Genomic DNA, 14,260 nt, shown 5'->3' with positions numbered 1-14,260 from the left:
CTATTTTGACTTAAGTCTTGCTAGTACAGCTTCAGCAGAGTGCTTTTCCTGTTTAATACCCGATGCTTTAAGCTTCTGCTCGAGACTGTCGCCTTCCATTTCTTTTTTAAGCGCAACGCCTGCTTGAAGTTTATCTTCCTCAGCCTGTTGCTTTTGCTTAATACGTTCCAAAGACTCCCTGGCAGAGCCGATTGAAGACTCATTCGCGGTAATCGTCTGCGTAACCGACTTGGTCGCTTGATGAACTGAATTTCTGGTTTTGACGATCGCCAGTTCCCGCTCATGATCCGCAATGATCTTTTCTGCTTCCTGGATCTGGGATTTAAGTAAGTCAGCATTTTTCTCATAGGTAGCAAGATCTATCTTTTGCGTTTCAGCTTTAGATTCTAGTGACGCAATTTTCGTTGCGATTTCCAATGCTAAAGTTTCATCATTTTTTTCCAGCGCTTTAATTGCATAGTTTTCATTTTCGGCTATCTGTTCCTGTACTTCTTTTAGCTGTCTTTCTGCAGCCATTTTCTTGGCAACAATTTCTGTTAATCCTTGTTTAGCTTCCGCAAGATTAGCTTTCGAGTCGTGAATTTCCTGCTCAAATATTCTTAAAGACTGTGTATCTACAACGGCTTCACCAATTTCTCGGGCGCCACCACGGATAGCGGTTAATAACTTGGTAATAATGTTCATTTCCGGCTCCTTATTTAATAAACTCTTCTAAAGCTTGCAAAGTATCTGTTGAATTACTCGCAAGGGTAATCAATTCCTGAACTATACTGTCAAATTTTGACACCGTAGCTAATGAGCCAAAAATTACATAGTATCCATCGACTACTGCAAATGAACTCAAAGGCATCGGCAGGTTAAGTTCGAGCAGGTACTGATTTAACTCATTTTCTCTTTCCTGATGAATTTCCTCTTTGGTAAATAGATAGGAAATACACAAGATTTGGGACTCGGTAACGGTCATAAAGATTGGAAGCTCTTCTAAACCGGATACTTCTACTCTCAATACTTCCTGCTCACCTTTAATTGGCAAACAATTGAAGGTATGTCCCTGAACCTGGCATTCGGCCAGCTTCAGAGTTAATTCATTCAAAAGATTCATCTCGCCTCCTTGAGCGCTTTTGACATATTATGTCAACAAGATTACCAATACCGACATATTATGTCAAGTATTTCCCATTGCTAGTAAACGCTGTGAAATGGGTCTTATTCCCTAGATGCTCAATACTTGACCGCTTTGTGGCTTGTCCATAAATGAAATTCATTTAATATGAGAGCAAGGGTAAACAACTCCGGTCATAGAACAGTCTACCAATTAACACAATGAGGATGAGTATGAAAATAAAAGCAAGATTCGGGTTCAAAACAGGGTTACTAGCTTTGCTACTGAGTACTAGTTTAAATGCAGAAGAGCAATCTCCAGATTTTGAAACCACAGAAGTTTCTCCGGGCCTTTACATGATTTCTGGAGTAGGGGGCTTTACAGGCGGAAACATTGGCCTCTCGATCGGCACAGACGGAGTGGTAATGATTGATGACTCCATGCCTCCATTAGTTGAAAAGCTAAAAGAAGCGATTAAAACTGTAACCCCTAATAACGTGGACTTTCTGGTCAACACCCATGTGCATGGAGACCATACCGGCAACAATCACAACTTCGGTGGGCAGGGCACTCATATTGTCGCTCATCAAAACTTAAGACATCATCTTTTATCAAAAGGATTCTCTACGCCAGAAGGAAATAAGCCTGCGCCAAAAGCTTCGTTACCAGTCATTACTTTTTCGCAAGAAATGGCTTTCCACTTAAATAATGAAGATGCTCAAATATTTCATGCTGCAAATGCACATACCGATGGAGATGCTGTCATTCATTTCAAAAATGCAAATGTTATCCACACAGGAGATATCTTTTTTAACAAAATGTTTCCTTTTATCGACCTAAACAGCGGTGGTAGCGTAGATGGCTACATTAAAGCGCAGGAAAAGATACTCTCAATTGCAGATGATCAGACGAAAATCATTCCTGGTCACGGCCCTCTGGCGACCAGGAAAGATCTTGCGGCTACAATAGCAATGTTGAAGGAAAGTCGTGAGCTGATTTTAGCCGAAATAAAGGCAGGTAATAGTGAAGAGCAGGTGGTTAAGTCAAATCCGCTTAAAAAGTTTCATGACGCATGGAATTGGCAGTTTATTACAACTGAAAGAATGACACGACAACTTTACAAAGGCCTAACTGCGAGTAAATAGCCTCCCTGGCGAGTCTACTATCAACTTTAAAATCGAGCCCTTATACGATAATTTCTATGTTCGTACAGGGGCTTTCCATTCAAATCATTATCGCTTTAGCAAGGACTCAGAGTCTGTTCTATACTGAGTAGACTTAGGGATAGACTAAAAGAACTTCGCTTAATGACTATTATTTAAAATAGCAATCATATCCTTATCATCGATGATGTAGCAGACAACATCAAAGTCGCGATGAGCATACTTCAGGATGACAACTATAACTTTTCATTTGCAGTACAACGAAGTCAGGCGTCAACGTCAATAGCAAATGGTTTCGAATTAGAGCCTATTGATTACCTAAATATTTAAATCTTACGAGATAGTTTGTTCAGAAGCCATTGATGGTAATGATGCATTAAAAAAATTTATCAGCCAACTTGCCAATTGTTGCGTTAACAGCTTCCGTTGTGAGAGATGAATATGAATCAAAGCGTAGTCGATTTTTCGATGGCTACCTGTAAAAACAGGTGTTAAAGTGTGAACTTTTCTCAGAATTGAAAAAATATCTTCCATATCAGAATAAGACCGTCTCAACAGAAAAGAATGCCATAAGAGAGACAGAAAAAAACACTATCTCATTTCAAAAAATAGCCTGAAAGCGTTAACTCCAAAGCAGAAAAAACAATGCTTACTAATAAAGAAATCAAACAATTTAGCTGAAATCAATGATTTTTACTGGAACTAAAAGCACCTTCTGAAAAACAAAGTAACGAACAACTGAAGAGTTTTGCAAATGATTTGATATAAGCGGTAGGTCTTTTTGAAATCGATAAAATGGCAGGTTACTCAATCAATTGATCTCATTAATCGAGTAATAATATTATCCATAAATCCCAATAATAAGTATCCAACATGCCAAAAATGCTTTGAGATATCTCTCGTTAAACAATAGCGCCAATTTCTTTGCCATAATTCCGCCTAAAATCGCCCCTGGGCCTGCAAGCAGTACAATCTGAAGATATGCGTTAGGCTCAAGCCAAAGTAGCTTTATTGAAGCAACCCATATAGAAACTGCCGACACAACCACTGCGGCTGCAATTGCAAATTTTGTGTCAAAACACCTCAAAATAAGTACGGTTGCAATGATTTCCCCAATACCAACTGAAAGCCAGGCAGTAATTACTCCGCCTAAAATGGAAGCAATTGCCAATATTATATAGTCAAGCTTTTGTAATTCAGTTCGTACTTTTCCTTTAGGAATAAAAACAACCACCAGAATACAAAGCCCTAAGATAATGGAAAAGTAGCTAAAAAGCTGATGTAGAGATGCCGGTGGAGACAAACTAAATATGAAGGAAAAGGCTAGACCAATTGTCGAACAAATTGATGAAATAATGCAAGTTGGAATAAAGGCCTTCCATTTCATATTCGAAACTCTTTCGCTTCTATAGAACAAACACCAAGTTAACGCGCCTGCTGTCATTCCAAAACACTGAATGCCGATACTCGTTGAAACAGCCTGCTCCTCCGATAATCCTATTTGATTAAAAAATGGAATAAATACTACACCACCTCCAGCGCCAGTTGAATTCGCAAAAATGGCGCCAATAACTCCTAACAGACTATAAGGCAGGTAATCTGATTGAATATAGTGAATATTGGAATAGTAAATAGCGGTAAAGGGGATCAACCCAAGTGCGACTGACATAAGCCTGATAGCAGACTGTGCATCAAGGTTTATTGATTTCATTAAAATACTCGATAAAAGTTTTTGCCGTTCTCAAACCTATTTCTATCTATTACAATATTCTTAATCGTATTGAATACCAGCCAATTACTTAACATGTTTGAGCAGTTAGAGAGCTTAATACAAATGAGGTTAGGATCTCTACTAAACCACTAGCACTTTGCCAAACGCAATTAAACCTCTCATATAGAACAGTGATATAGCCTGTTGTCAGACTTTCACTCATAACCCTCGCCTGGCAAATGGTTACTCGAAATCATAAAATTTGTATGGCGAAATACATTCTTCGTCATAATTAAGATACAGGTTTAGATAAATCGATTTTCCAGATATCTGTTCTTCAATATGTGTTTTCTCACAAAGATAGATAATGTCATTCTTTTTCAATGTTCTGGTGTCATTCAGCTCATCGACATAGACCCGCCTGCCTCCATAGAGCTGTATAGATATCATGTCAATTGGCATTTTACTGTAATCTTTAAGATTCATTTCTGAAGAAGAAAAACAAAGTTCTGACTTAAGATTACAACCCATTTTTCTTTCAAGAGTGGCAAAAAATATTTTGAAATCTATCAAATAATTCTCTATGCAGGATACTTTTACTTTTTTGCCTGAAGACAGATGCTCGAGCATTACATTTCTATTGACTTTACCTTTGGCAGAAAAGGACGTCATTGGTAGCACTCTACCATCACTGGATATACTTACATCACCCGGAGATAAAAGTGAACTGCTTGCTAGAAGAGAAATATGCTTAATTGAAATCAGATCGCTTAATATGACTTTATTAGCAGTTATAAAATCAAAAACACTCCTTAGTTTATGGTCATCCAAAGCGTATTTTTTATCCGCCTTTTCAGATCCGCAAAGCGTTTTATTCATCATATCGATCATCACTCTCTAATTTGTTGTTTTGGTTCTCAGTAACTAAAGACTATCTCGGCAGGTTTCTCGCAATTTATTTCTCTCTGCAAATTTCAAATAGCCATTTGAATATAGAACTTCACATAGCATTAAAGCATTTTTTTCATCGAAATCTGGCAGTTCGCTCGGGCGAAAATTTGATTGTTCGGAGATATATTGCAGAGCATTTTGTGCTGCTTTTGGTAATCTCATTTCCTTTCCGTCGAATATTAAACGAATAAAGTCACCTTGATAAAAAGCCTGCCAAACCATATAGGGATTGACTTCCAACAATGAATCATGAAGCAGCTCCTGTGGTGAAAATATTCGCTCTACCTGCTGATAAGCTACTGGGAAGGTTTGCAATAAGTAATCCTGATAAAGCTCAGTTGATAATTTGTCATATTGAACTTTTTTAATCTCGTTTGTTAAGAGCTCAATATAGCTTTGGTTATCAAACACCTTTTTGTGATTAATATATTTCCTCATCTCCACAGAATTTTCAAATATCTGACTTAGTGATTTTTTTAACAGGTCTACTCCGGTATGGCCTCGCATGCTGATAGTTATATGCAGAGAGGTAGACTCGCAAGCTTTTGCAGAATGTACGAATCCTCTGGGCAAGTATAATAAATCTCCTTTTTTTAAGACCTCAGTAGCTAGTATTTCACTATTTTCAATTGCAGCTTGATATCGAGTCTCTGAAGTCATGTCATCAGGAAGTTCAATTGGATTATTACCGATGAGCCACTCTTTATGTCCGTAAATTTGTAGTACAAATACATCATGACTATCGAAATGAGGCTTAAACCCTTGACTTCCTGCAGGCGTTAGAAAAGCATTTGCTCGCATTCTTACATGAAACTCATTTTCCAGATGTGCTATAAATTGTCCCAACGGTAAATGGTATCTACCTATATTTTCAAAAACAAGCGTTGCGCCGGATTTAAAAAGTTCAAATATCTTACTCTTATCAGCGCTTCTATCTTCGTATGAAATTTCAGAGTAAGCTATTTTTTTCCCAGCCTTAAAAACTCTGATGTCGTTTTCAATAAGTCTTTTTGAACTGAAAATATTATTTATATCATTCAAGCTTAAAATATCATTGTAGAAGTCAGAATTAGTTCTGGTGAGTAACAATGGCCGGCATCCTAAATGTTCGTCAGTGAATCGCTCGCAACCTACACCATTAAAAAAGCCGTTCAAATCATTAGGCTTTAATTTGCAACCAGCAGAAAATTCATCTTTATAAAACGTTAGCACCGCATTACCTCACTTAATTTATTCCTGTAGCAATGAGCTTCCAGTCACTACTCGAGAACAAGTTAAATGGAATTCTTACTGATGACTTTTTCCAGGATTCGCTTTTGTTTAGATAAGCCACATCCACAAGCGATAGCTCATTATTTTTTAGCCTTAGAACTTCAGTTGAGTGACGACTGGCATCGATAGCTATTGCACTATCGTTAAATAGAAAGCTGATATTATCAACTTCAGTGTGTCCAAAAATTATTTTTTTAAAATCATGTTTAGAAGCAAGTTTATTGAGTTGCTGTTGTGAGAGCATAGGATAGAAAGGAGTTTCCTTTACCATTCCACGATAGTTTATAACACCTTGAGGCCCAAAAATTGCCTGATAACTTATATCATCTGGCGCCTTACCTTGCCAATATTCCAACAGTACCTTATTCAATGAAAACAGATCATTAATATCGATAATTTTCGGGCTCAAGCCTGCATGTGTAAACAAATATCCATTGAGCTTCGCTATAATAGGCTTCGATCGGAGCCATTCTCCTAAAATGGTATTTTTGTCAAGTGCTTGAGTCAGAGGAAACATTTTCTGTGTTAGATAAACGCTAACCGGATGCGCATGTCTAAAATCTCCCTGTAGTTGAAAAACTTCATGATTCCCTAGTAAAACAAGTACAAATCCTCCATGTTTAGCGGCTTGTTGCTCTAGATTGTAGATAAACCACATTAAAGCTCTGTCATCGCTTGATTTATCTATCAAATCACCTGTTAACACAACTCCATTGTTGGCAAAGTTCCAATTGTAATTCTCATCAACAATACCGAGATTTATTAGTACTTTTTTGAAATATTCAATATTTCCATGTAGATCACTAAAAGCGTAAACTTCTCTATCTTCAATGCTATCCGGAATATTGATTGGCTTGTTATTCAAATTGTAGCGATAACTTTTATCATTACACTGTATTTGATAACTGGACGCTCCTAGAGTGTTTTCACTAAAGACTCTGTTATTACAAATCCATTTTGCGATTCTTTCATTTTTCTCGTTAAATCGAAAAATGGGGCCATAGTACTTCTTCTGTAATGCTATATTTTTTTCCTTATTCGCACTTTCATATAACCTGAAACGTGCAGAGTAGGGACCACTTATCGGAATAACATAGTATTGAAAGAGACCATTTCTATCGGTGACGAAGTAAGCTCTATTCATCAAATATAAAAAAGATATTATCATTAACACCAGCAAAGCCAGAGCCACAATTATTATACGTCTGCCTTTTTTACCCATAGCGTCACTACTCCGAAATAACAAACAAGCCTACTTCTACTAACTTCTCAAATAGCTTTAAGGCGGCATTTGTAGGTAGCTCAACTTCACTCGGTGAAATAGAATCAACATTGACTATCTTTTGAACAATATCCAGTAGCGACTCTGGAATAGTTATGGAATCATAGCGCGTCAATAGAGAGTGGCTTTTCTGCTCTTTTACTAGATGTGCAACAACGTTTGTTCTAACAAGGACAGAGTCCATTTTGAGTTCAAAGCTGCTTCGAGCAGGAATTTCTTTATTGCCGAGTAGTTCCGAGCTCGCATTGCAAATAGAAGGAAGTATGGGGTGCTCTAGTAGTTTATTAACCAGTTGTTGCTTAACCTGATCTAGAGTTTTCTCACCACTGAACTCTAGACTGGCTCTGAATAGCTCATCGTCAAAAATAGCTTCCTTTAGCCACTTCATTGCCACATCACTATAATCGACAGTTCTAATTCCAAATGAATAGTGAACCGATAACGAATCACTGGTACTTGCTGAATGAATACATCCTCTTGGCAAAAACAGGATATCACCTGCATTTAAAGTGAGCTTAATTTCATCTTTCGGCTCATATGGATAGTGACTGAAGTTCTGATATTTATTCGGAAGTTTGACTGGGCTATTCCAGAGCGACCAGTTTTTGCTACCAGATGCTTGATAGACAACAATATCGTGACAATCCCAATGTGGAGCAAATCCTTTCGAATTTGGAGGCGTGTAGTAGCAGTTGGAGCGCGTTGTTGCAAGAACGCGTTTTTCCAAACCGTTTTTCAGGCTTTGAATACGATTCTTTACTCGACCATCAAATCTGTCAAAGTATCGGAAAACGAGCGTCGCATTTTTTTCAATAAGTTTTTCAATTGTTTCGACACAAGCGATACCATCTTTCTCGAATTGCTCAAAAGGTAATACATTGCCGGTATAAACTATACGACAGTCCCTGGAATAGATATTATTATTTCTAACGATATTCAACAAACTATCAAGTGTATGCTCTGCTTGAGTTAGTTCAAAGTCATTACGTATATGAACACTCCTTTTTTGCCAATAGCAACTAAAAAATGTTCCGTTCCTGATCATCTCTAATAGATAAGTAAAAGGTGTGGTATCGGACGCACTAATGCTGTCGTAACTGTTAACCTTGAACTGCTCATTGGCGCAAATATCTAAAACACTAGTATTCATTATGCTGTTCCTCTTGCTTTCCAACAAGGTTATGTAAGTTCAACCCGACACTCATTTAAATAATTCTTGTAATTCACTCCCAGCATTTCTGCGAGTGCTTCGTCCAGCTTGTTACATGCTAGTTCTCGTTTTTCGGGTGACTTGCTAACACATTGCTTTATAAATTCGAGAATATTTTCCTCAATATATTCCCCTTCGGGAGTTTGGTTAAACACTTCAAAGCTATTATTACTTATTGCTTCCATTAGCTCAGAATAGCCGGGCTTGTCAAAAAGTAATTTTCCTGTTAGACAGTAGTAAACGACTAGACCTATTTGATATAGCTCTCCATAATAGCTAATAGGAATCGATTTACTTTGATCGAACCACGATTCATTAGTATTTTCAGGTGGAAAGAAATGAGGTACGCCGCCAATTCTATCAGCGACTGGCCCGCCTATTTTGTAAGCACAGTCAAAATCAATAACAGTTGGTTTACCTGAGTCATCAATCAGTATGTTAGACGGATGAATATCGCCATGTAGAAAGCCCTTTTCGTGAATAGCGCGAAAGGTGCGTACTATCTCTAGCGCTAGCTCAACTCTTTGTTTAATGGTATGTCTTCTATTGACAAAGTCTTTCAAGGATGTGCCGTTTATATATTTGTAAGCGAGTGCAACATAGCTATCATCTTCTAATTTATAGGCATCAATGACATTTTCTATTTCTCGCAATTCAGAAAGTAGCTGATATTCAAAATTTAGTCTGGACTCTTGTCGAGCAAAATTCTTGTCGTCACGTGGGGCTTTTACGACCCTCAAAACCACTTCCTCATTGTTGCTATCTACTGCACTAACAACGGCAACAAGTCTACTATTTCTAAAAACATCCTTAAGCTTGAAGCCAAAACGTGTCAATATCTTCTTTGGATGAGTGTAATGCAAACCTTGTTTAAAGCAATGCGACAGGGGACTACTAAAAACTTTTTCAGAAAAACTGACGACTTGTTCTGAATTAAAACCCTTGCCTTCAAGTTTGCTCGCTACTTGAGCAACAGTTTGATAAGCGCTAAATGCTTGCATAAACTCCATAATATTTTCATTAACCATAAAATTTACAACGTGATTTTCCCGTTGACATCGAACATGAACTTTACCGTCAGATTGCTTTGTAAAAGACGTGTTTTCTATCAACTTATATTGCTGCTGTGTCGTCATCATTCTCAACCAATTCTCCGTCACTAATATGCAGGTTTCTATTGAATTTTAGGTTTTCAATAGTTTCATGTGTCGTGTAGATAACGATTTTTTGTTTAGATATGTTATTCAAGTAGTTGACAATTTTTTGGACAGAACCCCGATCTATTCCTCTAAATATTTCATCGAATATCAGCACATCAGCGTCCGACATAAGCGCCCGAAGAACCAGAATTTTTCTTTTCTGCCCTGTTGAAAGGCTATCTTCATTATCTTCTAACCATGAGTTTAAACTTCTATTATGAGGCGAGATAAAGTCGTCCATTCCCAATTCTTTAATAAGCTGATATATCGCTGAGTTATTCGCAGAATTAGTGAAGTTAATATTAAATTGAATTGACTCGTTAAATATTTTGTCTTCTGCACGAAACAACATAATTCGGTCTTTACTGATCTGTTCATTCAAAGGCGAATTGTCTGTTGAGAAAAACCTAATACCACCATTTATGTTTCGAGTAATTGAACCGGACAATATTTTTAAGAAAGTGGACTTGCCACTACCATTCAAACCATCGAGAAGAATTCTGTCTCCGGCCTGAATCGATAGTCTTTTAATCGAAAGCTTGAACTTAGAGTCAGATACTTTATAACTAAAGTCATTAAAGTCTATCCTGGCAAGATTATTAGTCTCGACATTTGATGTAGGAACATTATCCGAACCGTTAGCTCCTGAAATAAAATCCAGAAAACGGTCTATCACAACCGTTTGCTCCTGCAGTTGGAGTTTCGTATTCAAAACAACTCTCAGAGAGCTTATCAAATAGTTACTAAGTACCATCAAGGTAAATACCTGGCCTAAAGATAGTTGCTGCTCTTCAATATGTTCATTCATAGAGATCCAAATAACAGCTATATATCCACAAACACCTATAAACCTTGGAATATGAACGAATAACTTTGAAATTAGAAGACTCTTAGCTTGTAAATCGAGAAAATTATTTAAAGTAAATTCGTTACTCTCTGAAAATACGGGTTGAAGCTTGTTCTTCTTGATAATATCGTGCCCTTCAATAACATTCATAGTCTCAGTTATTAACGAGCTTTTTTGTGAAAACTTTTTAGATTCTAGCTCTTTGACCTTTGGCGCAGTCAGATATAATGCAACAGCGTAAATAGCACAAATCAATGAAACTATATAAAAGACTTTTGCATGAATAAACAGTACGGTTAAAGAAATGAGCAAACACACAACTATATTAAAAATATAGTTATTGCAGTACATAAAGATTACGTTCTTTATTCTAAACAAGTCATTAAGTCGTTGAACTAACTCTCCTCTAGAATAGGCGGAGATTGACTCTACGTCATAATACAACAGTGAGTTGTTATACTGCTTTACTAGCCAGCTATCTAAACGCCTCGATAAAACAATTTCGGACAAACTACTAATAACATTTAAGAGAAGTTCGAAAAACCTGACAAAGAATAGAACAACAAGAAAAACCATTACGGTTGACATGTTTTGAGCAGGGCTAACTTCATCTATAATAGCCTGGTTCGCAAACAGCAGTAATGTAGCAATCATGATTGTAAAGATGCTTACTAATGTGAACTGCTTTAACGAACGATATACTTCTGAAGAAGATCTTGTTATATGGGCGATAAAACTGGGAATATCCCTGTTACGCTCCATAACTATTTTATCATTTACTTTAATACTATTTTTATAGGAGAAGACTATAGGCGCTTTAAGCAATACATCTTCTTTTGCTAACTCAAAATGTTTAAATCTAGGAGGAAGACAGCCATTATTTGCACTAAGTATTTTCTTCAGGAAAACAGCTTTTTTCTCTTTGGACTCAAAGCCAACCGTATCTTCCAACCATTTTAAGTATTGTATTTTATTGTAGCTATCTATTATGTCCTTTTTTGAATCGCTTAATTTGAAGTCAAGTTTAAGCTCTTCGCTATATTTTTGAACTGTACTTTTCATTAATTCAAGTGATAGTTCTTCATTTACAGAACTCTTGATTCTACTAACGTCACCAAAAAACTCTTCTTTGTTAATCCATTTGGACGAACCTCTAACAGGATCTAATATAAGAAACTTGTTTTTTTTCTGCTTCTCTATGATGACGTAGTGATTCCTGTTTCTCTTCTCTATCATCGCAATGCAAGGAAGTAGATCACTATGGTCTTGTTTATTGATATCGAGAATATTGTATTTACCTGATACATCAAAGGACGCCAGATAGCTCTTTACTGAATCAAAATCTGCCCCTTCTTCGTCTAGCGTTATTTCCTGTTGAATATCATGACGTTTAACATTGATGTTAAATAGATTAAAAATGGTCTTGATTACGCTTATCGCGCAATCATTAGTACTCAACTGTCTGTCAATATATCTGTTGTACTTTTCTTGTGTAAAAAAGTCACTAACCACGTCTGCTTTCACTCTCGTTATCAATATTCATTTTTTTAAGAATATATTTATACAAAGGAACTTTTTCCCACAAAACTCTTGCCCTGAAAGAATACCCGATTTCTACATCTAACCGATTATCGAGATTCACTTCAGCAAAATGACCTAAGCGCCCGGAGACAGGATGTGAAATCTTTCCGACTGATACCTTTTCTACAGTTCCTTTTAGAATGCCGTACTTATAGTGATTCCATGCAAAAAATTCCAGATTGACTTTTTGCCCGACTTTTATTTGTCGATAGTCCTCATCCGACAGTGCAAGCACGCCAATTAGTTTTGCGCCTTCGGGAACCAGGGTGACTAAAGTTTCATTAGCTGTTATCGTATTGCTGGTTAGTACACTAGGCTCTACAGAAGTTATAACTCCACTAATAGGAGCTAGTACCGTCGTATGAGTCAATTTTATTTTCAGTTGTTCAATTTTAGATTTAACGTCATCCAGGGTACTATTTAAATCAAGTAGCTCCTGGCTTACCTGGTTTATTTCATAGTCAATATTACGATTCTCTATTCCCAGTTGGTATTGGCTGTCTGCAAATTCCAGTGAAGCCAGTTCGTTTTCATATTGTATTGAAGCTCTCTCTTTTTCATAGGAAAGTCCTCTCTCAATAACATTGTGTGCTTGAGTTCGAATATCTAACTCTTTTACTTTTGACAATAGCTGCTTATTATTTTTATCGAGTTGCTGGATTAGCTTTTTCGCATCATCTTTAATCGAGCCAACATATGACTTACTTACTTCTGAGAGTTCCTTCTTGTTTTCGACAAAAGATTTCTTGGAGCTTAATCTCTTTATCAGGTTTTTTTCATACTCTTTATTTAGTATCAGTCTTTCCGCTAAGATTTCTTTTTTCTCTAGGTACCCGATTATTTTTTGATTTAAGTATTCCTTTTTCTTTTTTAGTGAATCAAGTTCGATTTTCAAAGCGTTGTCATCAAGTTGAAGCAAGATTTGATCAGCTAAAACATTGTTTCCCTCTTTGACTGGAAGTTCTTTAATTTCAGCCGATACCTGTGATTTTATTTTGTATGGGTATGGATTAGTAGAAACAAAGCCATTGATTGGCTTGGAATAGTCATCCACATGAACAAAGCTCAAGAGTATATATAGCGCCAACGATATAAATATCGTCACTCGAACAATAATTTTTAAGATTAGATTTTCATTAAGACTCATACCTGATTCTATTTCATCATATTACTAGATGCCCTTTTAAGGCACTTCAATTTTTTTTAACACACGCTCTAGCGTTCCAATGATACATCCAATCAAACTGGCTATTACTTTACGAAGTCACAGTGTTGATTCGAAAACTTTCGACTCATGTTTTACGTAGATGATATTGGAATGATTTACTAATACGCATGGACTTCTTAGCAACCAGATTTTTTACTAAACCGGTAAACAATATATCCTTATAAAAATGCCTATCCACGCTTACGCACACCAGTTCCGCATCGAAACCTGTTTTGATTTTTAAAAAATACTACAAGCAAACTCGACGATGTGAGCTTCTAAAGATTCTGAAGTGATTCTCGCGCTAAATTAGAACTTCCGTTGATATATTTTTAAATGCACAATGGAGTAAAGCAAAAATTGTATCTATCAAAAACATAACTTACAGGTCGAAAACCATAAAAGTTCCCGACCTTAAAAGTAAATATTGATACAGTAACTAACGTATCTATAATTACCTCTTAGAAGTTACGAGTGATAGTCCACCACTCATTTTTGTCAACTTCACCAGGAGGAGTTTCCCAAACGCCTGCTTTTGTCTCAACATTTGTGATCAACTCAACGTCGTTTAGATCTAACTCTTTATTTACTTTATTTTCTGTTTCAGTTTTCATTTACATATTCCTTGTTATTAATTTAGTTATCCCTTAAATCAAGGGAGGAGTAGTGTAAACCAAAAAAAATAATTTAATCAACAGCCAACAATTGCCCAATTATTTGTTATCGAGATATTAA

General features: G+C 36.6%; 12 protein-coding genes. 1 reads left to right on the top strand and 11 read right to left on the bottom strand.

The window, feature by feature from the left end; all coding sequences use genetic code 11:
- Entirely contained in the window at positions 1 to 684 is a 684-nt protein-coding gene (locus IYN84_RS14035; protein ID WP_196139870.1) for a PspA/IM30 family protein, read from the bottom strand.
- A gap of 10 nt (positions 685 to 694) precedes the next feature.
- Entirely contained in the window at positions 695 to 1,102 is a 408-nt protein-coding gene (locus tag IYN84_RS14030) for a YjfI family protein (protein ID WP_196139869.1), read from the bottom strand.
- 233 nt (positions 1,103 to 1,335) lie between these two features.
- Between IYN84_RS14030 and IYN84_RS14025 the strand changes: the two genes are divergently transcribed.
- Complete coding sequence (locus tag IYN84_RS14025) at positions 1,336 to 2,247, top strand: MBL fold metallo-hydrolase (RefSeq protein WP_196139868.1); 912 nt, start codon at positions 1,336 to 1,338, stop codon at positions 2,245 to 2,247.
- An 859-nt stretch (positions 2,248 to 3,106) separates the two neighbouring features.
- Here the strand turns inward: IYN84_RS14025 and IYN84_RS14020 are convergent.
- The 9 genes from IYN84_RS14020 to IYN84_RS13980 form a co-directional block, all read right to left on the bottom strand.
- Positions 3,107 to 3,976 (bottom strand): sulfite exporter TauE/SafE family protein, encoded by an 870-nt coding sequence (locus IYN84_RS14020; protein ID WP_196139867.1) that lies wholly within the window; start codon positions 3,974 to 3,976, stop codon positions 3,107 to 3,109.
- 243 nt (positions 3,977 to 4,219) lie between these two features.
- Positions 4,220 to 4,858, bottom strand: coding sequence for a hypothetical protein (locus tag IYN84_RS14015; protein WP_196139866.1), 639 nt, complete (start codon positions 4,856 to 4,858; stop codon positions 4,220 to 4,222).
- A 42-nt stretch (positions 4,859 to 4,900) separates the two neighbouring features.
- Entirely contained in the window at positions 4,901 to 6,139 is a 1,239-nt protein-coding gene (locus tag IYN84_RS14010) for a JmjC domain-containing protein (protein WP_196139865.1), read from the bottom strand.
- A gap of 13 nt (positions 6,140 to 6,152) precedes the next feature.
- On the bottom strand, positions 6,153 to 7,421 hold the full coding sequence (locus IYN84_RS14005; protein ID WP_196139864.1) for a metallophosphoesterase: 1,269 nt from the start codon (positions 7,419 to 7,421) through the stop codon (positions 6,153 to 6,155).
- Positions 7,422 to 7,428: 7 nt separating this feature from the next.
- On the bottom strand, positions 7,429 to 8,631 hold the full coding sequence (locus IYN84_RS14000) for a JmjC domain-containing protein (protein ID WP_196139863.1): 1,203 nt from the start codon (positions 8,629 to 8,631) through the stop codon (positions 7,429 to 7,431).
- 29 nt (positions 8,632 to 8,660) lie between these two features.
- Positions 8,661 to 9,830, bottom strand: a complete 1,170-nt coding sequence (locus tag IYN84_RS13995) for a protein kinase (protein ID WP_196139862.1) — start codon at positions 9,828 to 9,830, stop codon at positions 8,661 to 8,663.
- Entirely contained in the window at positions 9,805 to 12,261 is a 2,457-nt protein-coding gene (locus tag IYN84_RS13990) for an ABC transporter transmembrane domain-containing protein (protein ID WP_196139861.1), read from the bottom strand. Before IYN84_RS13990 ends, IYN84_RS13995 begins: the two co-directional genes overlap by 26 nt.
- Entirely contained in the window at positions 12,242 to 13,465 is a 1,224-nt protein-coding gene (locus tag IYN84_RS13985) for an HlyD family secretion protein (protein WP_196139860.1), read from the bottom strand. The genes IYN84_RS13990 and IYN84_RS13985 overlap by 20 nt, the downstream gene beginning before the upstream one ends.
- 521 nt (positions 13,466 to 13,986) lie before the next feature.
- Positions 13,987 to 14,139: a hypothetical protein gene (locus IYN84_RS13980; RefSeq protein ID WP_196139859.1), complete on the bottom strand. Its 153-nt coding sequence runs from the start codon at positions 14,137 to 14,139 to the stop codon at positions 13,987 to 13,989.
- Positions 14,140 to 14,260: the final 121 nt, after the last annotated feature.

The organism is Aliikangiella sp. G2MR2-5, from assembly GCF_015687155.1.
Taxonomy (GTDB): domain Bacteria; phylum Pseudomonadota; class Gammaproteobacteria; order Enterobacterales; family Kangiellaceae; genus Aliikangiella.
The sequence above is the reverse complement of the archived record's forward strand: the minus strand, read 5'-3'. Positions and strand labels throughout refer to the sequence as shown.

Excerpts from the sequence above, each read along its gene's own strand:
- IYN84_RS14035 (WP_196139870.1), bottom strand. The coding sequence starts at position 684 with ATGAACATTATTACCAAGTTATTAACCGCTATCCGTGGTGGCGCCCGA.
- IYN84_RS14030 (WP_196139869.1), bottom strand. The coding sequence starts at position 1,102 with ATGAATCTTTTGAATGAATTAACTCTGAAGCTGGCCGAATGCCAGGTT.
- IYN84_RS14025 (WP_196139868.1), top strand. The coding sequence starts at position 1,336 with ATGAAAATAAAAGCAAGATTCGGGTTCAAAACAGGGTTACTAGCTTTG.
- IYN84_RS14020 (WP_196139867.1), bottom strand. The coding sequence starts at position 3,976 with ATGAAATCAATAAACCTTGATGCACAGTCTGCTATCAGGCTTATGTCA.
- IYN84_RS14015 (WP_196139866.1), bottom strand. The coding sequence starts at position 4,858 with ATGATGAATAAAACGCTTTGCGGATCTGAAAAGGCGGATAAAAAATAC.
- IYN84_RS14005 (WP_196139864.1), bottom strand. The coding sequence starts at position 7,421 with ATGGGTAAAAAAGGCAGACGTATAATAATTGTGGCTCTGGCTTTGCTG.
- IYN84_RS14000 (WP_196139863.1), bottom strand. The coding sequence starts at position 8,631 with ATGAATACTAGTGTTTTAGATATTTGCGCCAATGAGCAGTTCAAGGTT.
- IYN84_RS13995 (WP_196139862.1), bottom strand. The coding sequence starts at position 9,830 with ATGATGACGACACAGCAGCAATATAAGTTGATAGAAAACACGTCTTTT.
- IYN84_RS13985 (WP_196139860.1), bottom strand. The coding sequence starts at position 13,465 with ATGAGTCTTAATGAAAATCTAATCTTAAAAATTATTGTTCGAGTGACG.
- IYN84_RS13980 (WP_196139859.1), bottom strand. The coding sequence starts at position 14,139 with ATGAAAACTGAAACAGAAAATAAAGTAAATAAAGAGTTAGATCTAAAC.